Here is a 24,659-nt window from a genome sequence, read left to right as displayed (position 1 = left end):
AATTGGATCTTCAGACTGCGCTGATCCTTTGGGCGTCGCCGCCTTTCGTTTCAATCAGTTTCAAAAACGAACGTTAACCTTCGTGATGTTTGTTAAAACCCTTCATTAATGAAATTGGTTACCTAAAAAAGAAATGGCCCCACAATGAGCACATCACAATCATTCTGTCCTGTTTGGTGTGATATGCCGAGGTGGGGCTAATGAACGTATATTCTATTACTAGCATTTGTCTGGGCGATGGATTAACGAAAGAAAGCGGCGCCTAAAGCCAATCCGCCAATACCTGCTAGTGCGACAGGGATAAGCCCGGAGCTCCCCCAACCTCCAACGCCATGCCCGTGGCCGTAAGAAGGGTAGCTTCCGTATTGTGGGTAGGTACTGTAGGGACTATAAGGAGAGCCGTAGCTAGGGTCCTGATAACCGTAGCCTGGATATCCATACCCTGCTCCTGGAACACTTCCACTTCGTTCAAATGGTTCGATCCATACGTATTGAGGATCGACGTGTGCAATGTTTCCAGCGTAAATATTCCCGGTTTTATCTTGGATTTGAACGGGTTTCCCTCTGTGTTGTGCACAGAGCTCGTAATAACCCATAATGATTCCTCCTTTTCTGGGATCTTGTAACAGTTTATTTACCATGGTGATTCGTTGACTGTATATTCGCCTAAATTATTGAAATGGTTTAAGAATCTTCGTCAGAAGGCATACTCTTAACTGCGAAAATGGAGTACGGAAATCGTTATAAAGCAAGTCATACAGAGAAGGGGTTGAAAAATTTCCTTAAACTAGAACAAACGTCTATACACCGTTTATTTATCAACATACGTTATTAGTGCAATGTTTATTAAGCATTGCAAAGTTTCAAACAGGAGGGGATTTTTCATGGGTGCACATGCAGGAACAGGAGCAACAGGCGGATTCGCGTTTATTTTGGTTATTTTCATCCTGCTCGTAATTATTGGGGCAGCATATGTGAGCCGTCCTTACTATTAATAAATAACTCTAAGTAGGGGGTAATCATTAAAGCAAAATAAACGAAGGTCCAAACACTCTTATAGGTTGCGCATAAGATATTAATGTGACGCTGACCTTGAGGAAGGCAGTGAGCAAAATCTTTAAAAGGAGGCTTTCGCTATGCATTACGGATATTGCCCACCACCAGCACCAGCGCCAACAGGTGGTTACGCGACAGGATTTGCGTTAATTCTTGTGTTATTTATCCTGCTTGTAATCATTGGAGCAGCTTGGGCATAAAAAAGTAATAAGCTGTTGAGGTCCTTCTCAACAGCTTGGGTACAATATTTTTAATCAGGGGATGGAAAATGAACCTCCGTTTGCAACGGGGGTTCATTATTTTTTTTGAAGCGCGTCGGTAATCTATCAATTTCTAATCATGAAATAACGTACGGTTTGATGTGGAGGGGAGATCGCGTAATACTACCTTCTAAAAGTCGGTTTTACACGATACAAAATGAACCTGTGTGTAACCTCATTAATAATTTATCGTTAATTTCCAAAATTGAATAAAGTGTCCATACACCATAGAAGTTAAATACATACGTTATGAATGAAAAGGTAACTAAAGACATTTCAATCAGGAGGGATTTTAATGAGTGATCACACAAGAACAGGAGCAGCAGGCGGATTTGCGTTTATTTTGGTCGTCTTCATCCTGCTCGTCATTATTGGAGCAGCATATGTAGGTGGACCTTACTAGTAAAAGAGAACCCCTTATAAAGGGAATGAGGTCATTTTTTCTAAAATAAACAAAAGTCCAAACACTCATTTTCGGCACGCATAGGATATGAGTGTGACGCTGACTAAAGAAAGTCAGGGTAACCTTTTAAAGGAGGAGTTCAATATGGGTCACTATCATTATGGATATTGCCCACCACCAGCACCAGCGCCAGCACCAACAGGGGGATATGCGACAGGGTTTGCGTTAATTCTTGTCTTGTTTATCCTGCTTGTAATCATTGGAGCTGCGTGGGCATAAAAACGTATGAAGCTGAAGCTGTTGAGTTTCTCTCAACAGCTTCGTAAAAATAGATAATCAGGGGATGGGAAATGGACCTTCGCTTACATGTGGTTCATTTTTTCCTTTGCCGTTCACTTTGCAAATTTCAATAGGTTCTCCTTTGGTTTTGATCTTTTATGCTAAATTAAACGAGAATCCAAACAAAGAATTTAATTACGCATAGTATATTACTGTGACGCTTCAAGAAAAGCGTCGAGTTAAATATTTTAAAAGAAGGGGGCTTTCACTATGCATTACGGTTATCCTATGTATGGACATGGGCATGGACGTGGTACGACAGGTTTCGCGTTGATCCTTGTCTTGTTCATCCTGCTTGTAATTATTGGAGCTGCGTGGGCATAAGAAATAGAGATCGTCAACATTTTCGTCATTTCATTAATGGCTGAAATATGGACCTCCGCTTTTGCGGGGGTTTATTTTTTGGTAGAAGAAGAGGGTATATTTAATGGAAGCGAATTCATTTTTGCTATGTTATACTAAAAAAATGACGACATAGTAAGGAGGATTGGCTATGAATTTTGTTACTTTAAATAACGATATAAAAATGCCCCAACTTGGGTTTGGTGTATGGCAAGTAGAGGATGAAGCGGCAGTTCCTGCTGTTAAAAAAGCTTTAGAAGTCGGTTATCGCTCCATTGATACGGCGATGATTTACAAAAACGAACGAGGGGTAGGGAAAGCGATCGCAGAAAGTGGCATCCCTCGTGAAGAGTTATTTATCACAACGAAATTATGGAATGCAGATCAAGGATATGAAAATACGCTCAAAGCTTTTGATGAAAGTTTGGACCGTCTCGGACTTGACTATGTAGACCTTTATTTAATTCATTGGCCGACACCAGAGTATGACGACTACGTTGATTCTTTTAAAGCGATGGAGAAACTATACCTTGATGGTCGTGTAAAGGCTATTGGTGTATGTAACTTCGATATTGATCACCTTCAACGTTTATTGGATGAGTGTGATGTGAAGCCAGTTTTAAACCAAGTAGAGTGTCATCCATACTTAGCACAGAATGAATTAAAGGATTTTTGTCAAAAACATGATATTTACTTAGAAGCTTGGAGCCCACTTATGCAAGGTGGGGAAGTGTTGAATCATGATGTCGTTCAACAAATCGCAAAAACCCATCAAAAAACGCCAGCGCAAGTGATCATTCGTTGGCACCTTCAAAATCACTCAATTGTAATTCCGAAATCAGTTACGCCTTCACGTATTGAAGAAAATTTCGATGTGTTTGACTTTCAATTAACTGATGATGAAATGAGCGCGATCAATGAATTAGATTGTGGCCAAAGAAAAGGGCCAGAACCGAAAGAAATGAACGTTCGCTAAGGAAAAAGGGTGCTTACTGGCACCCTTTTTTCTTCTTTTAAACAACTGTTTAAGAGTGCTTTTTGGGGTGTTACTTGAAAACAAAATATGAAAAAGGGAAATCTGGTAGGTTATTGGATAGCTGATGTGAAGGGGGATGAAACGTCACAGACCGCTTTTGATTTGTTACAATGGTATGGACATTGTTTTAAATAAGGGGAATAAGGGATATAGAATATCATAGTAAAAGGAGCTTCAAATGAGTGAAGAAACGTCAAAATTATCAAAAATACTGATCGTCGTATCTGTAGAAGCGGAAAAGGAAGCGATTCAAAAAGGGCTCGCTAATGACCAACGTTTTGATGTCATAGTTAGTGGTGTTGGGCCAACTGCTGCTGCTGCTCGAACGGCAACTGCTTTGGTAGGCGAAGATTATGAATTGGTGATAAATGCAGGAATCGCTGGTGGTTTTGTTGGTCGTGCAGAAGTCGGTTCGCTTGTTTTGGCAACGTCCAGTATCGCTGCTGATTTAGGGGCTGAATCTGAAGAAAGTTTCAAACCGCTCGAAGAATTAGGATTAGGGTCGACAATCATTCACACGGAATTTGGATACAATGTCCCTGTTGTCCAAGCTCTTCAAACAAAAAATGTACCTGTTTATCAAGGTTCTGTGCTAACGAGTTCAACAGTCACTGGAACGCGGCAAACAGCTGAATACTTGTCAAAAAGAATCCCTTATGCTACAGCGGAAGCAATGGAAGGCTTTGGTGTCGCGACGGCAGCAGAACAGATGAACATTCCATATATGGAGGTTCGCGCGATTTCTAATCCAGTTGGTCCACGAAATCGAGACGCGTGGAAAATTGAAGAAGCGCTGTCTGCATTGACGGTAGCTAGCTCGACATTATCGGAGGTGCTGTAATTTGAACAAGTTGAATATTGCTTATTCGCCATGCCCGAATGATACATTTATTTTTCATGCTTGGACGAAAGGGATGATTCCAGGTGCACCGGAACTAAATGTCTCCTTTGCTGACATTGATATCACTAATAACTGGGCGGCTGATGGTGGTGGTCCAGAGGTGATGAAAATTTCTTATGCTGCTCTTCCGTGGGCATTGCAAGAATATCGACTCATACCTTGTGGTGGAGCTTTAGGTCGTGGTTGCGGTCCACTTGTCTTAACAGCAGACGAAGCGACTGACCCATCTCAATTAACAGGAAAGCGTGTGGCCGTACCTAGTGAAAGATCGACAGCCTATCTTCTCTTCCGTCTTTGGGCGGCTGACAATGTCCCTGGTGGTGTTGGGAACATTGAAGTGATGCCGTTTGAACAAATTATGCCTGCCGTTCGTGACGGGAAAATTGATGCGGGGCTTGTCATACATGAAGCGCGTTTTACATATCAAGAGTACGATCTACATCTTATGAAAGATTTAGGAAACTGGTGGGAAGAAGATACAGGCTTGCCGATACCGCTTGGTGCGATTGTTGCCCATCGTTCTTTAGATGCTGATCAAGTGACAAAGTGGGTGAAAGACTCTCTAGCCTATGCATGGGAAGACCCACGAGCATCAGAATCCTTTGTGATGGAACATGCTCAAGAAATGTCTTATGATGTCGCCCAATCTCATATACAATTGTACGTGAATGAATTTAGTATGGACTTAGGTGAAGAAGGTTATCGGGCCATCCGTGAATTGCTTGGTCGAGCAGCCAATGAAGGTGTAATTCCACCCATAGACTTGAATGAATTAAAATAAAACCTCGAATAATCGTTCACAAAAACGTCACTTATTTATAATGATTCTAAATTGATTTTTATTATAAAAAGATATATAATACAAATAGATCAAACGAAAGGGTGAGCGATAATGAGTCAAAAAACACTAGTAGAAAAGTTAAACCAACAATTAGCGAACTGGAATGTATTAAATACAAAACTACACAACTATCACTGGTTTGTAACAGGGCGCGACTTTTTTACATTGCATGAGAAGTTCGAAGAATATTACAACGAAGCTGCAGGACATATTGATGAAATCGCTGAGCGGATTTTAACAATTGGCGGCCAACCTTTAGCGACATTGAGTGACTATTTAAACAGTGCTACCTTAAAGGAAGCAACTGGAGATGAGGATGCTGAAGGAATGGTCGCTGCGATTGCAGATGACTTTACAAAGCTTGTAAATGAAAATCGTGAATTGATTGAAGTAGCTGAAGAAAATGGAGACGAGGGAACGGCAGACATGTTCATTGGCATGAATGCATCCCTAGAAAAACATGTATGGATGCTACGTGCTTATTTAAAATAAATAAAATGAAGAGGTTGTGCGAAGGAGTATCCTCCTTATGGCACAACCTCTTTTTTAAGGCTTTAATACGACCTTAATACAATCGTCGTGCTTTTCGTCAAATACATCGTAGCCATACTCGGCCTCGTCTAAAGACAATCGGTGCGTAATCATATCGGTTGGATCAAACTCTTCATTGATAATTTTTGTGTATAGTTCAGGCATGAAGTGAATGACCGGTGCTTGTCCCATTTTTAACGTAATGTTACGAGCAAAAAAGTCGCCTAATGGGAATGCATTATACCTTGTTCCGTAAACACCGACAAGACTTACCGTACCACCTTTTCGAACGGCTTGGCTCGCTAATGTGATCGCGCCCATGGCACCACCATGTAGTTTTAGCGCTGAGCCAATCATTTCAGCAGCTGACTTTTTACCGTCCATGCCGACGCAATCAATGACAGCATCAGCGCCGCCTTTAGTCATTTCTTTTATATACTCGCCGGTGTTGTCAATTTTGGAGAAATCGAATACTTCTACCTTATTGGTTCGTTTCGCATGCTCGAGGCGGTAGCCAACATAATCAACAGCGATGACTCTTTCAGCACCTGCAAGCCAAGCAAATTTTTGTGCCAAGAGTCCCACAGGTCCGCAACCGAGTATACATACAGTGTCTCCAGGTTTCACATCTGCTTGTTTAACACCCCAATAAGCGGTAGGAATGATATCAGAGAGGAAGAGAAGGCTTTCATCTTCTAGTTCGCACTCTTCAGGAACGACAAATGGTGTGAAGTTTCCATAAGGAACGCGTAATAACTCAGCTTGTCCTCCTGGATAGCCTCCGAATGTTCCAGAATAACCAAAGTAAGCCCCAGCTTCTCCATTAGGGTTTGATTCATCGCATTGGCTTTCGAGATGATTTTGACAATAAAAACATTCCCCGCAAGCAATGTTAAAAGGGACAATGACTCGGTCTCCTTTTTTCACTTTTTCAACTTCAGGTCCTACTTCTTCAACGATGCCCATCGGTTCGTGGCCGATGATGTATCCTTCAGGAAAATTCGGCATCATTCCGTGAACTAAATGTAGATCTGATCCACATATCGCAGTACTCGTTACGCGTACGAGTACATCGTCAGGTTTTTCTATTTTTGCATTCGGCACCTCTTTTACCTTTACATCTTTAACCCCTTGATAGGTGACTGCTTTCATGGCGGCATTCCTACTTTCATATGTGATGAATTTCAACTTTATCTTTAATATTTGCATGAGGCCTGTGACTATGTAAGGAAAGATATTTGAGATCAGTGCTTTTCGAATAGGTATGTTTTTCGGTGTGCATCATAAAGGTAAAAGATGGTAAGGGGGATGATTATGGATTTTCATTGGATTTGGAAAGCGATATTGATTGTGTTTGTTGGTACGTTACTTTTAAGGTTAGCGGGCCGGAAATCAATTTCACAAATGACTGTCGCACAAACGGTCATCATGATTTCCATTGGAACGTTAATGATCCAGCCGGTCAGTGAGAAAAGTATTTGGATTACATTTTGTATTGCAGGAATTCTTATATTAACTTTACTCATCATTGAGTTTTCTCAAATAAAAATAAATGCGTTAGAAAAATTTTTTAGTGGACAAGCCGTGGTGATTATTGAAAACGGGCAGTTGCATCAAAAAAATCTGCAAAAAATTCGGTTGACAGTTGATAAGCTAGAAATGAGGTTAAGGCAGAAAGACGTGCAAAGGATTGGGGATGTGCAGTTAGCCACGCTTGAACCGAACGGTGAAATTGGGATTTTATTAAAACCAGAAGCACAATATGCAACAAAAGCTGATTTACAGATGATTATGGATTTAATTGAAACGAAAATACCTACTCCCTCCAGCAGTGATAAAATTGTTCAACCAAATCATGAGGAGGCAATTTTTTCTGAAGTGAAAAGTAAAGAGAAAAATAATAACACGCCTGAGAAGTTAGAATAGGCCATTCGAGTAACGGATTAAGGCATTCGCACATACGTATATTCGAGAAGAATAGAAAGTTGAAAACTTTGGGAGAAGATGTTGTTTTTAGTAAATTCTGAGAAGTAAAAGGTGGCGACTTCTTGTCATCTGAAAACGGTTACGTTCACCGTGCGTTCGCTCCGAACATTGATTCCGTTATTCAATTGAAAAATCTGATTTTGAATTTTTGCGGACATTTCCGCCCCTCTGAGCCATCGAAGTCGCTTCAATCCTTTTTTGCCGCTCATGAACAAGGTGCCTTTTGCTTTTCTATCAAAATTCTCATGAATGGTGATTCGTTTTTCGTTATAATGAGGTGAAATGGATAGTAAGTATATGTGATGAATAGAAACAAGATCAGAAGAGGGATAGCCATGAATATAAAAGACGATATACTCTATCAAGAGCTCTGTAAGTATTGTGGGGAAGAAAATGTCTTGCGAGATGAACCGATGAGTAACCACACATTAACAAAATTGGGTGGTAAGGCTGATTTCTTTGTCACACCTGTGACGTATGAACAAACAAGGCAAGTGATCCGAATTGTTTATGATCATGATATTCCTTTTTTATTTTTAGGAAATGGTTCGAACATGATCGTTCGGGATGGTGGTGTGAGAGGCATTGTCTTGTCATTAAAAAAATTAGCGAATATTAAAGTCGATGGAGAGCGGATGATCGCCCAAGGTGGCGCTGATATTATCGATGCTTCTGAAAAAGCCCTTGAATGTGAATTGACAGGATTAGAATTTGCTTGCGGTATTCCAGGCACTATTGGTGGTGCGATGGTGATGAATGCAGGTGCTTACGGTGGTGAAGTGAAAGACGTTGTAGAGACGGTGACAGTCGTTTCTAAAGAAGGAGAGATTTTTACACTCTCAAATGAAGATATGTCTTTCGATTATCGGAAAAGTATTGTGTCAAAAAAAGGTTATATCGTTTTAGAAACCGTTTTTCACCTAGAAAAAGGCGATCCATCCGTCATCAAAGAAACGATGGAAGATTTGACACACCGCCGTGAGTCAAAACAGCCTTTAGAGTACCCTTCCGCTGGCAGTGTTTTTAAACGCCCACCCGGATACTTCGCAGGAAAACTTATTCAAGATAGTGAGTTACAAGGAAAAGGATTTGGAGGAGCGGAAGTATCCACAAAACATGCTGGATTTATTGTCAACAAAGGAAATGCGACAGCAACAGATTACATTTCTACTATTAATATGGTGAGAAAGACGGTTAAGGAAACTTTTGGTGTTGAATTAGAATTAGAAGTAAAAATTGTAGGGGAAGAAAAGCAGGATTCCTGATTTGTTACATTGAATGGTGTAATGAACAAGTCAGGGGGGGAAGACAATGAATTTTGTTACGTTTTATCAAGGTGAAGAAAAAAAGTTAGGCATTTTAAAAGATGAAGCAATCGTTGATATTGGACAAGTGGCAAACCGCCTCAATCATTCTGTACCTCAGTCATTGGACGCATGTATCAATAGTGATGAAAGTGCTATGGACGCGATAGGTAAATTACTTGAAAGTGCTACAAATGAAGAAATGTTGGCAGCAAATGACGTGAATTTGGCCCCTCCAGTATCGAATCCAGAGAAGATTCTTTGCGTTGGGCTAAACTACCGTCAGCACGCAAACGAGATGAATTCGCCGATCCCGGAAATTCCAGTTGTCTTTAGTAAATTTTCTAATGCGCTATCGGCGCACGAAGAAACGGTTTCTATTCCCGAAATCACAGACAAAGTCGATCATGAAGTGGAGTTAGCGATCATTATTGGTGAAACGGCAAAGAGTGTTTCAGTAGAACGTGCACTTGAACACGTATTTGGTTATACAATTGCTAATGATTTGTCAGCAAGAGACTTGCAAAAACGCACATCACAATGGGTTTTAGGAAAATCTTGTGATGGTTTTTGTCCAATTGGTCCAAGTGTTGTTACGACTGATGAAATTCCTGATCCACAAACATTATCTCTTCAAACTGTTGTCAACGGAGAAGTAAAACAGTCATCAACAACCGCGGATATGATTTTTTCTTGTGCCGAAATTATTAGCCATATTTCTCACCATATGACTTTAAAACCAGGAGATATTATTTTAACGGGTACACCTGAAGGCGTGATCATGGGTGAACCAGAAGAGACGCGTGAATTTTTGAAACAAGGCGATCGTATAGATTTGCACATTGATCAACTGGGTACATTGACAACACATCTGCGTTAGCGGTATTCATTGTCCTATTCAAGGCCGGTTATACTCTGTGAGTATGTACCGGCTTTTTCAGGTTAGAATTTCATCGAGGGGGGGGAGAGCGATGTTTAAGAAGCTCTTTGGAACAACATGCGGGATTTGTAAAAAGAAAACGAAGTCATATCAAGGTTACTTGAATGATGATGGTAAACCGATCGATATTTGTTTACAGTGTGTTCCATATGCGGAGAGGCGAGCGCTAAGAAAAGCGTAAATCGTCTCTTTTTTTATGTTATACATCATACATAAGTTGCTGTTAAGTTCACAAAATAAAGACTGAAACAAAGCATTTATTGTAAAAGTTAAAAAGAGGACGTGTTGATGTTGCGCTTGGAATTGCCGCCCGTTTTATATGATCGATTTGTTCGTCCGAAATGGGTGACCGAAGCATATATTCACCGTTGTGTCGAGGAACATACACCGTTAAGTCAACGTACCGTCTTGGATTTTGGAGCGGGGACAGGATCGAATTGTGTTTTATGCTCCCCAGATCAATACCTTGGTGTTGACCCAAATCACGAACGGGTGAATTATGCAAAAACAGTCTACCCAAATTACCAATTCAAACCACTTAGTGGAAATCAATTACCTATTGAAAGTCAGTCAATTGATACAATCATGATCATAGCGGTACTTCATCATATTGATCCAAAAGAAATGCCAAATATTATTGAAGAATTTCGTCGTGTTTTAAAGCCTGAAAATCGGCAAATTATCGTTATTGAACCGTGTATTTATAAAAAGTGTAATATAAGTAATTGGTTTATGAGAACCTTTGATAAAGGTCGGTATATCCAAGATCAGCCAACGTATTTGTCTTATTTTGAAAATGAAGGTTTTACTTGCGAAGTGAAAAAAATGTTTTCGAAATGTTTGTTTTATAATGAACTCTTCTTTGTTGCTCATTAAATGAATTGGACTTTTCATGAGGAAGTGTTCAAGTATATCAAGTATATGTATGAACGATTTAGAAATGCTAATGAATGATGATATGCAATGAACAAAAAGCACTCGCAATGCGAGAACAGGATTTGTAGATATTGATTTATCCGAAAGTTTTTATGCGAAAATGATGACACCACTATATATCATGGGAAGGAATGTCCCGTGTACATATTGGTTATGATCTTAGAGAACCTCCCCTTTATCCAAGTTAATTTTTTGAAAATGCGACATTTTTAAAATTAATACTTTACGATAAGAAATTTGTCGATTATTATTATAAACAAATAAAATTCGTCGCTCCATGATTTCAGAAAAATCAATCAATTGTGCGATTCTATACTTTTTCTGTTTTGTTTTAAAACGTTATCTTACTAAATTGTTAAATTAGATAACTATTCGAAAATAATAAACAGGAATTGTACAAGCATCACATTGAGCAACGGAACGAAAAAGTTATGAAGAAAGGAGTTCAAAAAATGGGGGAGAAAAAGAGGGGGTTTTTCCAACGCTTTCTTGACATGATAGAATACGTTGGAAATAAGCTACCGCATCCAATCACATTATTTGCAATTTTAGCTGTACTTGTTATTATCGCTTCGTCAATTTTTGGAGCAATGGGTATTAGTGTTGACCACCCTGGTGAAGGGGAAGGCACTGTAGAGGTCATGAACTTAATGAGTTCAGAAGGAATTGAGTATATATTTACGAGTATGGTCGATAACTTCATCGGCTTCGCTCCTCTTGGTGTTGTTTTAGCGACAATGATCGGGATTGGAGTTGCGGAGCGGTCCGGGCTAATTAGTGCTGTACTTCGAGGTTTTGTTTTATCCGTACCGAGTCGATTGATCACGGCTGGATTAGTTTTCGCAGGTATTATGTCCAGTGTTGCTTCTGATGCAGGTTATGTTGTTTTACCTCCATTAGGTGCGGTCATATTTGCGGCCATTGGACGTCACCCATTAGCAGGTCTTGCTGCTGCATTTGCTGGTGTTTCGGCTGGTTTTAGTGCAAACTTATTCTTATCGGCAACAGATCCAATGCTTGGGGAATTGACAATTGAAGCTGCAGCAACGTATGACTCTGCATATGCAGAAACAATGAACATTGCGATGAACTATTACTTCATCATTGCTTCTGTATTTATTCTAACAATCGTAGGTGCGTGGGTTACTGAACGTATTGTTGAACCACGCCTTGGTAAATATACAGGTGAATACCAAGAGGACATTCACGGTTTAACTGGAGAAGAGAAAAAAGGAATTATTTGGGCGGTTGTTTCATTTATCGTTACTTCTGTTGCTATGCTTATGCTCATTGCACCTGAGAATGCGCCATTGCGAGGTGACGATGGGGACATTATTCAATCACCATTTATGGACTCGCTCGTTCCCATTATCATGATTTTATTCTTCGTTCCAGGAATAATTTATGGCATTGCTGTACGAAACATTAAAAACGATAAAGATGTTGCAAACCAAATGTCTGACACAATGGCATCAATGGGAATGTTTATCGTACTAGCCTTTACAGCAGGTCAATTCGTTGCTTATTTTGCTGAGTCAAATATGGGGCTTGTATTAGGTGTTTATGGTGCAGAGTTCTTAGACAGCGTCAACTTAACAGGTATTCCGCTTATTTTAGCATTTATCGTTGTCGCGGGTATCATTAACTTATTCATCGGAAGTGCATCTGCAAAATGGGCGATGATGGCGCCAATTTTCGTACCAATTATGATGGATCTTGGTTATTCACCAGAGATGACACAGATGGCTTACCGTATTGCGGACTCAACGACAAACATCATTACACCACTTATGACGTACTTTGCGATCATTATCGCGTTTGCACAAAAGTATGACAAGAAAATGGGAATCGGTACAATGATTTCCGTTATGTTCCCATACACGGTTGTATTTACAATTATTTGGACAATCATGCTCGTTGTATGGATGCTGTTTGGCGTTGACCTTGGGCCTGGTTCACCAATCCACTATAACGGATAATGAAGAGAGGGATATCCCCTCTCTTTTTTTGATTTTATATACTTAGGGGGCGAAGAGAATTTGTGAAAGGTGAAATATTCTATTGCGGATAAACTTGTTTTTCTGTTATAGTTATCATCGTTCATTTTATTAGGAGGCTAACTTTTATGGCAAGAGAATTAGATCAAATGCTAGGTTACCATATAGGTGTTGTTTCTCATCTTATACAAAAGCGACATAATCAAAATTTAGCGAAGTATGATTTGACAACATCTCAAGCAAAGGTGCTCTACTTTTTGACAAAACACGGAGAACAAACGCAGGTGGAACTACAAAGGCGTTTATATATTCAAGCATCATCGATGAATGGGATTATCGATTCGATGCGAAAAAATGATTTAATTGAAAAACGGAACCATCCAAACGATGGCCGTACAAAAGTGATTCAATTAACAGATAAAGGATCTGATTTAGAGAAACAACTGTGGTCTGAAGTTGAAATACAAGATGAAGAGTTGTTAGAAGGTTTTACAAATGAAGAACAACAGTTAATGATTTCATGGTTAAAACGAATTGAAACAAATATGAAAGACAAACTTGATTGTTAATTTCATGAAGAAAGAAGGAAAATAAATGGAGCAAAAGCAGCAAAGTCAACGCTTAGGAAGTGAGCCAATACCGAAATTACTTCGGAATTTATCTGTGCCAGCTATGATTGGTATGTTCGTCATGGCGCTTTATAATGTCGTTGATACAATCTTTATTTCCTGGGGTGTAGGTATTGAAGGTGTCTCAGGTTTGACAATTGCTTTTCCTCTTATGATGGTCATCATGGCTGTTTCAGCCGCGATGGGAATCGGTGGCGCTTCTGTGATATCTCGTAGGTTAGGAGAAGAGCGCACTGAAGTTGCTGATCAAGTATTTAGCAATGTGTTAAACATGATACTAGCGATCAGTGTTGTTTCCTTTATCCTAGGGTTAACATTTTTGGAACCGTTGCTCCGACTTTTTGGTGCGACACCAGGTATTATGCCTTACGCGTATGATTACATGTTCCCAATCATGCTCGGCTCATTCTTTTTTGCGTTCGCATTCTCAACAAATCATATTATTCGTTCTGAAGGAAATGCACGTTTTGCGATGATCACAATGGTTATCCCTGCTGTGCTTAACATCTTATTAGACCCGATTTTTATTTTTGTATTAGATATGGGTGTGCAAGGGGCTGCAGTTGCAACGGTGATATCTCAAGCGACGGTATCCATTGTTGTCGTTTTTTATTTCTTATCAGGGGCGAGTTCATTAAGCATTCGTCTTCCAAATTTTAAACCACGCTATGATTTGATTAAAGAAGTAACGGTTGTAGGTTTTCCAGCATTCGTTCGCCAATCAGCAGGGAGTGTGATGATGGTCGCGATCAATGCGATGTTGATTCGTTTTGGCGGGGAATTTTATGTTGGTGTATTTGGTATTGTACAACGGATGTCGATGTTTGTGTTGATGCCAATGATGGGTGTTTTGCAAGGAATGCAACCGATGATCGGATACAATTATGGTGCGGGCAATTATGGTCGTTTGCGGGAAACGGTGTGGCTAGGTTTGAAAGTGACGACAGGGATTTCTGTGTTTATCTTTGTTGTCATGATGGCATTTCCGAATTGGTTTATGCTCATATTTACAGCAGATCAAGCCGTTATTGATGCAGGAGCAGAAGGTATGAGAATGATGTTTGCTTTGGCTTTCTTGATTGGCGTGCAAGTTGTTAGTGGAGGGCTGTATCAAGCATTAGGGATGGCGCGTCCAGCACTTGTTTTATCGATGGCACGTCAAATATTATTTTTGATCCCACTTGTACTCATTTTACCTCATTTCTTTGGTGTGGTAGGTGTGTGGCTTGCATTCCCAATATCAGATATACTCGCGTTTTTATTATCTGTTGCCTTTTTATACCGCGACCGAGGAATCTTTCTAATCGATCGTGACCGAAATAATAATGTTCCCTATGATAAAACACCAGAATCATCGACGTCTTGATGATATTGAAAATGGGTTTGCGGAATAACAGATTTTAATAAACGTCACATGAACGAAAAGCGCAAGGGGTTATACCCTTGCGTTTTCTTGTGAATCGATTTCTTTCGTTTGTATGTCATGCAAAGCGTGCATTAAAGAGAATTGTAATCCAAAAATGATATAAGCATAGGGAACAAGCAATAATAAAAATGTGAATGGGTGTGCCCAATTGTTGAGTATAAACGCAATAACGGTGTTAAATACAAGCATAGCAAAGATAACTTCCAATGTACCAGGCACTCTTTGGCGAAAATAATCAAGACTCTTCGTTAATGCGTTTAAAACATTGATTTTGTCTGTCACAATTGTGAATTCTAAAAAGATAAACAAAATCCGTAAAACGAGGAAAAGAATACTTATAATCAAGAACCCTAGAAATCCGAGAGTGAAAAATATCGAGAGAAAAAATGTACCCAACAATAAAAGAATCGTGATAAATACATAAAGTCCAATGAAACGTAGAAAGTGAGCTTTACCGTACAAAGCGAGTGTTGAAAAAGCCGTACTGTTTCCTTGAACACCTTCATAGAGCAAGCCAATAACACCAGCATGAAAAAATGCAGAGATGACCACAACAACAATTAGTAATGATAAAAACATAAGCACAGAACTTCCCTGTACTCCATGGATGCCACGATCAATGGTGAAAGAGAGAAATTGATTATCGTCAGCTAAAAGATCATTTAATAACGAAAGACCGGGGTTAAGCGTTAATTGCAGTGTTTGTGTTGGCTGCATAGATATGCCCATCAATAAAGCACCAACGGTTAGCGTGATCATATCCAAGCTGACTGGATATAGAATCGTATGAAGATTATTGCGTAATGTCGCAAATCCCCTTGAAATCATGATATATGTCCTCCTTGAGTGATCCGTTCAATAGTGCTCTGTCTATTGTATATGCGCGAGTTTTCATTGTGAAGGTGACAATTGTTAAATTTTAGATACTTGAACCAATTTCATAATGAAGGGTTTTAACAAACATCACGAATGTAATTAGTTATCACGAAGGTGAACGTCTGTTTTGGAAACTGATTGAAACGAAAGGCGGCGACTCCCTGAGGATAGAGCGCAGTCTGAAGATCCAATTCAGCGACGGTTTGTGGAGCTGAATTTAGCTGAAGACAAGCCCTCGGGAAAGCGTCCGCCTGCAGTGAAAATCACAATCCATGTTCGGATATGATCTTTACATCATCTATGATGAAATTCATTCATTTCATGATTTGTCTAGTTTTTAAAAGGTCATTTGTTTCGATTGTCTAATTCATTCCATATGACAACAAAACGTGAGGAGAGTGTGTCATGAATGTAGATCTATTGATCGTAAATGGTTATGTATTGACGATGGAAGATGAATCAAATCAGCTGATTGAAAATGGAGCAGTGGCCATTATAGGACAGACGATTGAAGCGGTAGGAAAAAGTGATGATTTACGAGCTAATTATCATGCAGAACGAATCATTGATGCGAACAATCAGCTTATCATGCCAGGGCTTATTGATTCTCATATCCACACGGGTTTGGCCATTCTCCGAGGTGTCGCTCAAGATATGAGTCACTGGATGCAAAAAGGCATTTGGCCTTTTATGAAACATGTGACAAAAGAGGAGCGCATAAAGGGATCGCTCGTCAATATTTTAGAAGGGATCAAAGCAGGAACGACGACATTTGCAGACTATGATACAGATATGCAGGATATTGTTCAGCACTATGTCAAAATCGGTGCGCGAGCGTGTGTTGCTGAAATGGTCAATGAAATGCCAGATGATATTGATGACCTATCTGTGGGTGAGCTTTACCCACTTGATGCCAAGGTAGGGGAACAGAAACTGCAAAAAAACGTTGATTTAATTGAACGTTACCACGGTGCAGAAGATGGAAGAATCACTTGTATGCTCGGCCCTCAAGGGGCAGATATGCTTTCACTGAATCGCATGAAACAAATCGCCGACCTTGCGGAAACGTATGATACGAAATTACATATGCATGTGGCGCAAGGGGACCGCGAAATTGAGCAAATGGAAAAACGCTATGACCTGCGAACCATCCCATTTCTAGAAAGAGAAGGATTTTTAAACGAACGTTTAATAGCGGTTCATTTAACAGAAGCGACAAAGAAGGAAACGGAAAAGGCTGCTCACAGTGGTGCTTCGATGATTTGTTGTCCTGGAAGTATCGGTATCATTGACGGAATCGTTCCTCCGATGTATTCATTTTTACAAGCGGGTGGGACAGCTTCATTAGGTTCAGACCAAGCGCCGGGCAATAATAGTAACAATATGTTTAATGAAATGAAATTTGCAGCGATCGTCAATAAAGTAAAATACCAAGACCCTGCTGTTTTCCCTGCCGAACTAGCACTCCGTGCAGCAACAATTGAAGCTGCGAAAGTATTAGGGATTGATCATGAAGTTGGATCACTAGAAAAAGGGAAGAAGGCTGATATCATCGTCATCAATTTTCAAGAACCTTCCTTATCGCCGGTCATAACGAAGCCAACCTCCAATGTAATCCCAAACCTTGTCTATTCGGCACGCGGACATGAAGTGGAAACATCAATTATTGATGGAAAAGTGGTAATGGAACATCGTCAAATTGTCACGGCGAGCGAAGAACAAGTTGTTAAAGATGCACAAGAAGCTGCCAATGGACTCGCGAAACGCGTGAGTAAAAAAGTATAAATGTCTATAGCATAATAAAAGGGACGTTACGTAACATTTGATTGTCTACGGTAACGTCCCTTTCTTCATTATAATCCTTTCATTCCGTTAACAGTCTCTTCATCCAAAGATTGAATAACGGCACATAGCAATTCAACGGCATTTTCTATGTCGTCTTCGTGAATAACGGAAACATGGCTATGAATATAACGAGAAGGCACACTTACAACCATTGTCGGAACACCGCTGCCAGCTAAATGAAGTCTACCACCATCCGTGGCACCACCTGTCATCAGTTCAATTTGATAAGGGATGTCTTTTTGTTCTGCGGTGTTTACGACAAAATCACGAAGTTTTCGATGTGGAATCATCGAACGATCAAGGAACCCGAGAATTGGGCCTTTGCCAAGTTGAATATCACCAGCTTTTCCTTTATTAATTCCCGGCGTATCTGTTGCGACACCGACATCAGTAGCAAATGCGATATCTGGTAGGATTGTTTCAGCTAACGTTTGTGCACCACGCAGTCCTACTTCTTCTTGAACCGTTGCACCTGCATAAAGCGTGTTAGGAAGCTGTGCCGATTTCAAACGTTCAAGTACTTTTAAAGCCACATAGCAACCAGCACGGTTATCCCAAGTGCGAGCGAGTAACATTTTCTCGTTTGGAAGCGGCTCGAAAGGACAAATCGTTGCGACAGGGTTACCGACATTGACTCCGTAAGATTTAGCTTCTTCACGGCTCGTTGCACCGATGTCGATGAACATATCATCGATATCGAGGACCTTCTTTCGTTCGTCAGTTTCTAACAAGTGAGGAGGCTTTGCACCAATAACGCCAGTAAGGTCCCCGCTGTCTGTAAGGACTTTCACGCGTTGAGCTAACATGACGTGTGGCCACCAACCGCCAAGAGGCTTGATTTTCAAAAAGCCTTTTTCAGTGATTTGACTGACGATAAATCCGACTTCATCTAAGTGCCCAGCTAGCAAAACTTTTGAAGCACCATTTCCTACTTTTCCAGTAATACTGCCTAAATGATCGTGTACAAGGTCGTTCGTATGGTTTTTGATTTCTTGATCCATGACATTGTAAATTCGATCTTCAAAACCAGGTAACCCTTCTGTTTCGGTTAATTTACGCATTAATTCATAAGAGCTCATACAGTTTCTCTCCTTTTTACATGGGTCAAACTAAGTTTAGTTTGGAACAAGCAAAAAAAATCATGTAAAGAAGAGTGGATTCTGTAGGTGTTAAAACTTAAAATTGTTCATATGGTAATGATCTTTTATTACGCCGGATAGAATACCTGTATGTGGACAATTCTAAGACGTGTTGCAGAATGGGCAACTGGTCTAACGTGGACGATTGGCTATAGCGACAAGATGAAAGAAGCTATCGACAATTGATAAATGAATGAATTTCATAATGAAGGGTTTTAACAAACATCACAAATGTAATCAGTTATTACGAAGGTTAACGTTCGTTTTTGAAACTGATTGAAACGAAAGGCGGCGACGCCCAAAGGATAAGCGCAGTTTGAAGATCCAATTCAGCGACGGTTTGTGGAGCTGAATTTAGCTGAAGACAAGCCCTTGGGAAAGCGTCCACCTGCAGTGAAAATCACAATCCATGTTCGGATATGAGATTTACATTATCTATTATGAAATTCATTCAAATAAGTTAAAAAGTGCCAAATTCCTTGCAAAAGAAATTTGGCACTTTTTTTGTTCCGTATGCTCACTGTTGATTCAAAACGTTTAAGAAGAATGATCGAGGAGAAAACCATTTTTGCTCAAGGCATTAATCGCCTCGTTTAACTGATCTTCATCTTCGGCTTCCAAGGTGTGTAAGTGAACGCCGTCCGTTAATTTTGATAAGAAGCTGGCGTTTGTTGATCTAATTTTATCCATAAACTTTTCTACATCTTTTCGATTTTTAACCATAACAGAAGCGGTGATATCACCATAAACGGGGTGTTCAATTTTGACGTCTTTCACGTGAATGCCGTGGTCTACAAGTAAAAGTAGTTCTTCTTCTGTTTGTTCTGGGGAATGAAAGCAAGCAACCACTCGGGAGATAAGGTTTGATGCAGGCTTCTCTTCATTCCAAATGTAGCCTTGACTTGTAGCCATAAGCGGTTCCCCGCGTGCTTTCAATAAACTCATGTCATTGACAATCACTTGTCTGCTTACATTTAATTGCTCAGCGAGTTTTGTTCCTGATAAAGGACTGTCCATCGTTTGTAATTCTTCTATAATTTTTTGGCGCCTTGTTTCACCGCGCCACTTCTTTTGTTTCTCCATTTGTCATCCCTCGCGTTTTTATTAGTTTTTCAAGTGTATCTAAAAAAGTATTAACCTCGTTTTCTGTCGTTGATGGAGAAAGGGAGATGCGGATAAATTGTTGAGCTTCATCCCTTGAACGCCCAAGTGCGGTTAGCGTCTCTGCAGGGTGATCTTCTTGAACTTGGCAAGCACTACCTGTTGAGACGGCCACACCATACCTGTTCATATAGAGCATCGCGACGGTTCCGTCCATTTCTTTTATTCGAAAACCGACAATATAAGGTGACGAAGATGATTGCGGGCTTTCGATCACAATCGCGGGATTGGCTTTCAAGGATTCGATGATTTGATCCCGTAGAGCGCTTACGCCTTTATTATTGGTCTGAATATTGTGGCAGGCTGTTGTGGCAGCATCGGTAAAAGAGGCGACGCTTGGTATGTCAACGGTCCCAGGGCGAAACCCGCGCTCGTGTGTTGTTCCTCTCTCTAAACTTTCCCATTGTACGTTTTCCGATAAATAAGCAAATCCAATCCCTTTAGGGCCGCCAAGTTTATGAGCACTTACAGACAATGCATCAATTGGTATGTGAGTGACATCAATCGGTAACTTGCCATAAGCTTGAACGGCGTCGCAGTGAAGTTTCACATTGTATTGGTGTAAAAGAGAAACGGCTTTTTCAACCGGTTGAATGGTCCCAATGTCCCCGTTCACAAAAGGGAGGGTTGCGAGTATGGTATTCGGTTGAATGGCTGCCTCAAGTTCATCTAAACGAATGTGTCCTGATTTGTCAATGTCAATAAAGCTAACTTCAATATTTTCTGCTTTTAATTCTTGGCAAAGTGTGCGGGTTGATGCGTGTTCAAGGTGTGATGTGATGATGTGTGGTCGTTGGTTGCGATATGGTTTTAAAAGGGAGCGGATGATTCGTTGGTTTGACTCAGTGCCGCCGCTTGTGAAATAGATGTTGTCTCGTTTGGCGTTGATGGTAGTTGCTAGCTTTTCACGACAGTGTTCTAGTAGAGTGGCGGCTTTACTGCCGGTGTCGTGTAGGCTGCTTGGGTTGCCTGTGAAAAGTCTTGCCGTTTCGCAATATGTGTGTATGGCTTCGTCACTCATGGGTGATGTGGCTGCATGGTCTAGGTAAATCAAAAATGATCTCCTCCTGTAAAAAAGTTGTTGTCTTTACTTTAAATTTATGTAAATATAGGTGTCAAGACATATGTAAAGTTAAGGGGGTGGGGGAGTGTCTAAAAGACCAATTGTTATTATCGGAACTGGAATTTCGGCACTTGCTATCATCAACTTTATTTCCAAGGAACAACCGCTGATCATCATTTCAAAATCTGATAGAGGGAATTCTTGGCTCGCGCAAGGAGGAGTTGCCGGGGCGTTTGGTAAGAGAGACTCTGTGTCGTCACACGTAAAAGATACGATGAATGCCGGGTGTCATCATGGAGATATACAGGCGATCACGATGTTAGCTGAAGAAGGCGTTTCTTCTATTCAGTCCTTGATTGATGAAGGAATGATTTTTGATTGTGATAATCAAGGGGAACTGTTATTAGGAAGAGAAGGTGCCCATTCATCTCGGCGCATTTTACATGCAGGTGGTGACCAGACAGGGAAAAAGATCATGTCCTTTTTGACGAAAAGAGTATCTTCAAATGTTACTCGGCGAAGTGATGAAACGCTTATTGATGTTCGAATCGAAAATGGCGCCTGTACTGGCGTGTTTACAAAGGATAGAGATGGTCGAGTAAAAACGTACGAAGCAGAAGCAGTGGTTTTTGCGACTGGAGGGTGTGGGGGATTATTTCCGTATACGTCAAATAGCGAAGGGATCACTGGTGATGGTTTTGCTGTTGCTTACAGGGCAGGTGCGGCATTGTCAGATATGGAATTCCTTCAGTTTCACCCGACGATGTGTGTTCACGAAGATCAAAGTGTCGGGTTACTATCCGAAGCCGTTCGAGGAGAAGGTGCGACGGTTATAAACCAAGATGGGGATTCAGTTATGGATGGGGTTCATCCACTTGGGGATTTAGCGCCTCGGGATATTGTTGCTCGGACCATTTACGAGCGGATGATGCAAGGCGAGGAGTTATATTTAGATGCGCGTAACGTACAGCAATTTGCAGAACGTTTCCCGTCGATCGAGGACATGCGGCGACGCGAATCTCTGTCGCTTGGAATGCTTCCGATTCGTCCAGCTGCTCACTTTATGATGGGAGGCGTGAAGACGGATCTATATGGTCGGACAACCGTACCTGGCCTTTATGCAGTTGGTGAAGTCGCTCGCACGGGGGTTCATGGTGCCAATCGTTTAGCAAGTAATTCGCTTTTAGAAGCACTCGTTTTTGCAAGGCGCACAGCACACGCATTAATGAATGACCCGAAAACATCCCGCGTGGCGATTACACCTAAAACCGTTCACCCTACCTTCTGTTCAGAAAAACTTCCAACACGTAGTGAGCTGCGTGAAATGGTAGAAAAACATATTGGCATCATACGTGATCGAAAAAGCCTACGCTCATTTGTTGATTGGCTAAAGCCTGTTGCAGAAGCTTATATTCATTTGGAAGATCGTAGTGGCTTATCCCTTGATCAGCTTGAGCGGAGTAATATGGCGATTGTTTCTTATCTCATCGCCTGTAGTGCATATGAGCGTAAAGAAAGTCGAGGTGCCCATTATCGAAGTGATTTCCCGAAGTCTTCACGTAGCTGGGAACAAGTCGAAATCACTCAGTCTATGAAACAAGCAGCGATGCTTTAAGGATAACAGGAGGAGATTTTATGAATAAAATCGCGCTTCGCAAACAATTGGAACAGTTTTTTGTAGAGGATATTGGATATGGAGATGTAACGACCGAATCAATGTTTGAAAATGAGTGGAGCCAAGGAAGGTTTATTGCGAAAGAAGAAGGCATCTTTGTAGGGGAAGAAGTATTAAAGGAAGGCTATCGACTTTTCAATAACAATATTGAAATCTCACACAACCTTCCAGACGGAACTTTTGTCAAAAAGGGAGAGCCAATATGTGAAGTGTATGGACCGATTAATGATTTGCTCACAAGTGAACGCGTGTTGTTAAATGTTGTTCAACGTATGAGTGGTATTGCAACGATGACAAACCGCATGACGAAAGTGTTACAAGCATCTGGTTCCACGCGTGTGATTGACACACGCAAAACGACTCCTGGTCTGCGAATGTTTGAAAAGCATGCTGTTGTGTGTGGGGGTGGCGCTAATCATCGCTTACGTCTCGATGATGGTGCGTTGATAAAAGATAATCATATCGCGCAAGCAGGATCAATCACAAAAGCAGTTGAAGCTGTGAAACGTCATGTTGGTCATATGGTGCGAGTAGAAGTGGAAGTTGAAAACGAGAAGCAGTTGCATGAAGCGATTGAAGCAGGTGCTGATATCATCATGTTTGATAACGTCACCCCAGCTACTGTAGAGAAATGGGCGAAGGAAGTTCCGTCATCGATATACACCGAAGTATCAGGTGGTATTGATGAAGAACAAGTGGCGCAGTATGCCGAAACAGGTGTCGATTTTCTTTCCGTTGGCGCGCTCACCCATTCCTATAAGTCTTTAGATATAAGTTTTGATGTGATCAAAAAAGAGGAGTGATTGTATTGAGTATACTTCACGAATTAGAAGCAAAAACATCAATGATGCCAGAAGAGTATAAACACTTGTCGACTGACGCACTGATTAAGCGCGCTAAGAGGGTGAAGGAGAAGTTGGGAGACCGTTTGTTTATCCCAGGTCATCATTATCAAAAAGATGAGGTCATTCAATTTGCCGATGCTACAGGTGACTCACTCCAGCTTGCAAAGATGTCATCGCAGATGTCCCAGGCAGAATACATCGTATTTTGTGGCGTTCACTTTATGGCCGAAACAGCTGACATGCTTACCCGCGCCGATCAAACCGTCGTCTTACCCGATATGCGCGCAGGCTGCTCAATGGCTGATATGGCCGATATCAAGCAAGCAGAACGCGCGTGGGAGAAGCTCACGGCACAATTTGGCGATACAATCATCCCGCTCACTTACGTCAACTCCACCGCTGAGATTAAAGCATTTGTCGCTGAACGCGGAGGCGCTACTGTCACATCTTCCAACGCAAAAAAAGTGTTGCAATGGGCATTTAACCAAAAAGAGCGCATCCTATTTTTACCCGACCAGCACCTAGGAAGAAATACCGCTTATGACTTAGGCATCCCTTTAGAACAAATGACAGTATGGGACCCAATATCAGAAACCTTAAGTTCATCTGGAGAAGAAGATAAGCGTATGATTCTTTGGAAAGGTCATTGTTCAGTACATGAAATGTTCACAATTGAACATGTTCGTCAACTTCGAGAAAGTGAGCCAGAACGTAAGATTCTTGTTCATCCGGAGTGTACGTTTGACGTCGTTCAAGCCAGTGACCAAAGCGGTTCGACGAGTACGATTATCAAATCTGTCCGCGAAGCGGCGCCAGGAACAAAATGGGCGATCGGGACAGAAATGAACCTCGTTGAACGAATCCGCCATGAACACCCAGAACAAGACATCGTTTCTTTAAACCCTAACATGTGCCCATGTGTGACAATGAATCGGATTGACTTACCGCATTTCGTATGGTCTTTAGAGAGAATCGAAGCAGGTAGTGCGAACAACACGATTCGCGTAGATAAAGACGTTTCATCCAAAGCCGTGCAAGCGATTGAAAGAATGTTTGAGATTTCATCTTAGGGAGGAAGACCGCTGAAGGCGGTCTTTTTTTAGGTGATTTCAGCGTTATGTACTTGTG

General features: G+C 41.0%; 27 protein-coding genes. 21 read left to right on the top strand and 6 right to left on the bottom strand.

From position 1 onward, the window contains the following. Nucleotides 1–242: 242 nt before the first annotated feature. Nucleotides 243–596 (bottom strand): hypothetical protein, encoded by a 354-nt coding sequence (locus HNQ41_RS12205; RefSeq protein WP_184664718.1) that lies wholly within the window; start codon nt 594–596, stop codon nt 243–245. 288 nt (nt 597–884) lie between these two features. Between HNQ41_RS12205 and HNQ41_RS12200 the strand changes: the two genes are divergently transcribed. From HNQ41_RS12200 to HNQ41_RS12160, 9 genes are all read left to right on the top strand, one after another. Beyond that, nucleotides 885–995, top strand: a complete 111-nt coding sequence (locus HNQ41_RS12200) for a YjcZ family sporulation protein (RefSeq protein ID WP_184664717.1) — start codon at nt 885–887, stop codon at nt 993–995. Between the two features lie 141 nt (nt 996–1,136). Further along, nucleotides 1,137–1,256 (top strand): YjcZ family sporulation protein, encoded by a 120-nt coding sequence (locus HNQ41_RS12195; RefSeq protein ID WP_184664716.1) that lies wholly within the window; start codon nt 1,137–1,139, stop codon nt 1,254–1,256. Between the two features lie 355 nt (nt 1,257–1,611). After that, nucleotides 1,612–1,719 (top strand): YjcZ family sporulation protein, encoded by a 108-nt coding sequence (locus tag HNQ41_RS12190; protein WP_184664715.1) that lies wholly within the window; start codon nt 1,612–1,614, stop codon nt 1,717–1,719. A 144-nt stretch (nt 1,720–1,863) separates the two neighbouring features. Next, the gene (locus HNQ41_RS12185) at nt 1,864–1,998 is read left to right on the top strand and encodes a YjcZ family sporulation protein (protein WP_184664714.1); all 135 of its coding nucleotides are present in this window, start codon (nt 1,864–1,866) and stop codon (nt 1,996–1,998) included. 270 nt (nt 1,999–2,268) lie between these two features. Then, a complete protein-coding gene (locus tag HNQ41_RS12180) occupies nt 2,269–2,382 on the top strand; it encodes a YjcZ family sporulation protein (RefSeq protein ID WP_184664713.1) in 114 nt (37 codons plus the stop codon). A 169-nt stretch (nt 2,383–2,551) separates the two neighbouring features. Next, complete coding sequence (locus HNQ41_RS12175; RefSeq protein ID WP_184664712.1) at nt 2,552–3,376, top strand: aldo/keto reductase; 825 nt, start codon at nt 2,552–2,554, stop codon at nt 3,374–3,376. A 238-nt stretch (nt 3,377–3,614) separates the two neighbouring features. After that, complete coding sequence (locus tag HNQ41_RS12170) at nt 3,615–4,277, top strand: futalosine hydrolase (protein WP_184664711.1); 663 nt, start codon at nt 3,615–3,617, stop codon at nt 4,275–4,277. Nucleotides 4,278–4,287: 10 nt separating this feature from the next. Continuing rightward, the gene (locus HNQ41_RS12165) at nt 4,288–5,118 is read left to right on the top strand and encodes a 1,4-dihydroxy-6-naphtoate synthase (protein WP_184664746.1); all 831 of its coding nucleotides are present in this window, start codon (nt 4,288–4,290) and stop codon (nt 5,116–5,118) included. Between the two features lie 111 nt (nt 5,119–5,229). Further along, on the top strand, nt 5,230–5,670 hold the full coding sequence (locus tag HNQ41_RS12160; RefSeq protein WP_184664710.1) for a Dps family protein: 441 nt from the start codon (nt 5,230–5,232) through the stop codon (nt 5,668–5,670). Between the two features lie 54 nt (nt 5,671–5,724). On the opposite strand, the gene HNQ41_RS12155 is transcribed toward HNQ41_RS12160, so the two are convergent. Next, complete coding sequence (locus HNQ41_RS12155; protein WP_184664709.1) at nt 5,725–6,861, bottom strand: zinc-dependent alcohol dehydrogenase; 1,137 nt, start codon at nt 6,859–6,861, stop codon at nt 5,725–5,727. Nucleotides 6,862–7,023: 162 nt separating this feature from the next. Between HNQ41_RS12155 and HNQ41_RS12150 the strand changes: the two genes are divergently transcribed. The 8 genes from HNQ41_RS12150 (at nt 7,024) to HNQ41_RS12115 (ending at nt 14,867) form a co-directional block, all read left to right on the top strand. Further along, the gene (locus HNQ41_RS12150) at nt 7,024–7,635 is read left to right on the top strand and encodes a DUF421 domain-containing protein (protein ID WP_184664708.1); all 612 of its coding nucleotides are present in this window, start codon (nt 7,024–7,026) and stop codon (nt 7,633–7,635) included. Between the two features lie 395 nt (nt 7,636–8,030). Further along, on the top strand, nt 8,031–8,960 hold the full coding sequence (murB, locus tag HNQ41_RS12145; protein WP_184664707.1) for a UDP-N-acetylmuramate dehydrogenase: 930 nt from the start codon (nt 8,031–8,033) through the stop codon (nt 8,958–8,960). A gap of 46 nt (nt 8,961–9,006) precedes the next feature. After that, nucleotides 9,007–9,879, top strand: coding sequence for a fumarylacetoacetate hydrolase family protein (locus HNQ41_RS12140; protein ID WP_184664706.1), 873 nt, complete (start codon nt 9,007–9,009; stop codon nt 9,877–9,879). Nucleotides 9,880–9,970: 91 nt separating this feature from the next. Next, the gene (locus tag HNQ41_RS12135) at nt 9,971–10,120 is read left to right on the top strand and encodes a hypothetical protein (protein WP_184664705.1); all 150 of its coding nucleotides are present in this window, start codon (nt 9,971–9,973) and stop codon (nt 10,118–10,120) included. A 107-nt stretch (nt 10,121–10,227) separates the two neighbouring features. Beyond that, nucleotides 10,228–10,815 (top strand): class I SAM-dependent methyltransferase, encoded by a 588-nt coding sequence (locus HNQ41_RS12130; RefSeq protein WP_184664704.1) that lies wholly within the window; start codon nt 10,228–10,230, stop codon nt 10,813–10,815. Nucleotides 10,816–11,327: 512 nt separating this feature from the next. Then, on the top strand, nt 11,328–12,854 hold the full coding sequence (locus HNQ41_RS12125; protein WP_184664703.1) for an AbgT family transporter: 1,527 nt from the start codon (nt 11,328–11,330) through the stop codon (nt 12,852–12,854). Nucleotides 12,855–13,000: 146 nt separating this feature from the next. Beyond that, complete coding sequence (locus HNQ41_RS12120) at nt 13,001–13,441, top strand: MarR family winged helix-turn-helix transcriptional regulator (RefSeq protein WP_184664702.1); 441 nt, start codon at nt 13,001–13,003, stop codon at nt 13,439–13,441. A 25-nt stretch (nt 13,442–13,466) separates the two neighbouring features. Continuing rightward, on the top strand, nt 13,467–14,867 hold the full coding sequence (locus tag HNQ41_RS12115) for an MATE family efflux transporter (protein ID WP_184664701.1): 1,401 nt from the start codon (nt 13,467–13,469) through the stop codon (nt 14,865–14,867). 69 nt (nt 14,868–14,936) lie between these two features. On the opposite strand, the gene HNQ41_RS12110 is transcribed toward HNQ41_RS12115, so the two are convergent. Beyond that, on the bottom strand, nt 14,937–15,755 hold the full coding sequence (locus HNQ41_RS12110; protein WP_184664700.1) for a hypothetical protein: 819 nt from the start codon (nt 15,753–15,755) through the stop codon (nt 14,937–14,939). A gap of 453 nt (nt 15,756–16,208) precedes the next feature. Between HNQ41_RS12110 and HNQ41_RS12105 the strand changes: the two genes are divergently transcribed. Further along, nucleotides 16,209–17,588 carry an amidohydrolase family protein gene (locus tag HNQ41_RS12105; protein ID WP_184664699.1) on the top strand — a complete coding sequence of 460 codons (1,380 nt, stop codon included), beginning with the start codon at nt 16,209–16,211 and terminating at the stop codon, nt 17,586–17,588. A gap of 68 nt (nt 17,589–17,656) precedes the next feature. Here the strand turns inward: HNQ41_RS12105 and HNQ41_RS12100 are convergent, their stop codons facing one another. From HNQ41_RS12100 to HNQ41_RS12090, 3 genes are all read right to left on the bottom strand, one after another. Next, nucleotides 17,657–18,727, bottom strand: a complete 1,071-nt coding sequence (locus HNQ41_RS12100) for a M42 family metallopeptidase (RefSeq protein WP_184664698.1) — start codon at nt 18,725–18,727, stop codon at nt 17,657–17,659. A gap of 597 nt (nt 18,728–19,324) precedes the next feature. Beyond that, nucleotides 19,325–19,870: a transcription repressor NadR gene (locus tag HNQ41_RS12095; RefSeq protein ID WP_184664697.1), complete on the bottom strand. Its 546-nt coding sequence runs from the start codon at nt 19,868–19,870 to the stop codon at nt 19,325–19,327. Next, complete coding sequence (locus HNQ41_RS12090; protein ID WP_184664696.1) at nt 19,842–21,002, bottom strand: cysteine desulfurase family protein; 1,161 nt, start codon at nt 21,000–21,002, stop codon at nt 19,842–19,844. Before HNQ41_RS12090 ends, HNQ41_RS12095 begins: the two co-directional genes overlap by 29 nt. A gap of 94 nt (nt 21,003–21,096) precedes the next feature. Between HNQ41_RS12090 and nadB the strand changes: the two genes are divergently transcribed. From nadB to nadA, 3 genes are read left to right on the top strand one after another with little or no spacing between them, the layout of a single operon-like run. Beyond that, nucleotides 21,097–22,626, top strand: a complete 1,530-nt coding sequence (gene nadB / locus HNQ41_RS12085) for an L-aspartate oxidase (RefSeq protein WP_184664695.1) — start codon at nt 21,097–21,099, stop codon at nt 22,624–22,626. A 20-nt stretch (nt 22,627–22,646) separates the two neighbouring features. After that, entirely contained in the window at nt 22,647–23,489 is an 843-nt protein-coding gene (gene nadC, locus HNQ41_RS12080; protein ID WP_184664694.1) for a carboxylating nicotinate-nucleotide diphosphorylase, read from the top strand. A gap of 5 nt (nt 23,490–23,494) precedes the next feature. Continuing rightward, nucleotides 23,495–24,601, top strand: coding sequence for a quinolinate synthase NadA (gene nadA, locus HNQ41_RS12075; RefSeq protein WP_184664693.1), 1,107 nt, complete (start codon nt 23,495–23,497; stop codon nt 24,599–24,601). Nucleotides 24,602–24,659: the final 58 nt, after the last annotated feature.

It is taken from the genome of Texcoconibacillus texcoconensis (assembly GCF_014202575.1).
Lineage (GTDB): Bacteria > Bacillota > Bacilli > Bacillales > Salisediminibacteriaceae > Texcoconibacillus > Texcoconibacillus texcoconensis.
This window is presented reverse-complemented; position numbering and strand designations above follow the sequence as displayed.

Excerpts from the sequence above, each read along its gene's own strand:
- HNQ41_RS12205 (WP_184664718.1), bottom strand. The coding sequence starts at position 596 with ATGGGTTATTACGAGCTCTGTGCACAACACAGAGGGAAACCCGTTCAA.
- HNQ41_RS12200 (WP_184664717.1), top strand. The coding sequence starts at position 885 with ATGGGTGCACATGCAGGAACAGGAGCAACAGGCGGATTCGCGTTTATT.
- HNQ41_RS12195 (WP_184664716.1), top strand. The coding sequence starts at position 1,137 with ATGCATTACGGATATTGCCCACCACCAGCACCAGCGCCAACAGGTGGT.
- HNQ41_RS12190 (WP_184664715.1), top strand. The coding sequence starts at position 1,612 with ATGAGTGATCACACAAGAACAGGAGCAGCAGGCGGATTTGCGTTTATT.
- HNQ41_RS12185 (WP_184664714.1), top strand. The coding sequence starts at position 1,864 with ATGGGTCACTATCATTATGGATATTGCCCACCACCAGCACCAGCGCCA.
- HNQ41_RS12180 (WP_184664713.1), top strand. The coding sequence starts at position 2,269 with ATGCATTACGGTTATCCTATGTATGGACATGGGCATGGACGTGGTACG.
- HNQ41_RS12175 (WP_184664712.1), top strand. The coding sequence starts at position 2,552 with ATGAATTTTGTTACTTTAAATAACGATATAAAAATGCCCCAACTTGGG.
- HNQ41_RS12170 (WP_184664711.1), top strand. The coding sequence starts at position 3,615 with ATGAGTGAAGAAACGTCAAAATTATCAAAAATACTGATCGTCGTATCT.
- HNQ41_RS12160 (WP_184664710.1), top strand. The coding sequence starts at position 5,230 with ATGAGTCAAAAAACACTAGTAGAAAAGTTAAACCAACAATTAGCGAAC.
- HNQ41_RS12155 (WP_184664709.1), bottom strand. The coding sequence starts at position 6,861 with ATGAAAGCAGTCACCTATCAAGGGGTTAAAGATGTAAAGGTAAAAGAG.
- HNQ41_RS12150 (WP_184664708.1), top strand. The coding sequence starts at position 7,024 with ATGGATTTTCATTGGATTTGGAAAGCGATATTGATTGTGTTTGTTGGT.
- murB (WP_184664707.1), top strand. The coding sequence starts at position 8,031 with ATGAATATAAAAGACGATATACTCTATCAAGAGCTCTGTAAGTATTGT.
- HNQ41_RS12140 (WP_184664706.1), top strand. The coding sequence starts at position 9,007 with ATGAATTTTGTTACGTTTTATCAAGGTGAAGAAAAAAAGTTAGGCATT.
- HNQ41_RS12135 (WP_184664705.1), top strand. The coding sequence starts at position 9,971 with ATGTTTAAGAAGCTCTTTGGAACAACATGCGGGATTTGTAAAAAGAAA.
- HNQ41_RS12130 (WP_184664704.1), top strand. The coding sequence starts at position 10,228 with ATGTTGCGCTTGGAATTGCCGCCCGTTTTATATGATCGATTTGTTCGT.
- HNQ41_RS12125 (WP_184664703.1), top strand. The coding sequence starts at position 11,328 with ATGGGGGAGAAAAAGAGGGGGTTTTTCCAACGCTTTCTTGACATGATA.
- HNQ41_RS12120 (WP_184664702.1), top strand. The coding sequence starts at position 13,001 with ATGGCAAGAGAATTAGATCAAATGCTAGGTTACCATATAGGTGTTGTT.
- HNQ41_RS12115 (WP_184664701.1), top strand. The coding sequence starts at position 13,467 with ATGGAGCAAAAGCAGCAAAGTCAACGCTTAGGAAGTGAGCCAATACCG.
- HNQ41_RS12110 (WP_184664700.1), bottom strand. The coding sequence starts at position 15,755 with ATGATTTCAAGGGGATTTGCGACATTACGCAATAATCTTCATACGATT.
- HNQ41_RS12105 (WP_184664699.1), top strand. The coding sequence starts at position 16,209 with ATGAATGTAGATCTATTGATCGTAAATGGTTATGTATTGACGATGGAA.
- HNQ41_RS12100 (WP_184664698.1), bottom strand. The coding sequence starts at position 18,727 with ATGAGCTCTTATGAATTAATGCGTAAATTAACCGAAACAGAAGGGTTA.
- HNQ41_RS12095 (WP_184664697.1), bottom strand. The coding sequence starts at position 19,870 with ATGGAGAAACAAAAGAAGTGGCGCGGTGAAACAAGGCGCCAAAAAATT.
- nadC (WP_184664694.1), top strand. The coding sequence starts at position 22,647 with ATGAATAAAATCGCGCTTCGCAAACAATTGGAACAGTTTTTTGTAGAG.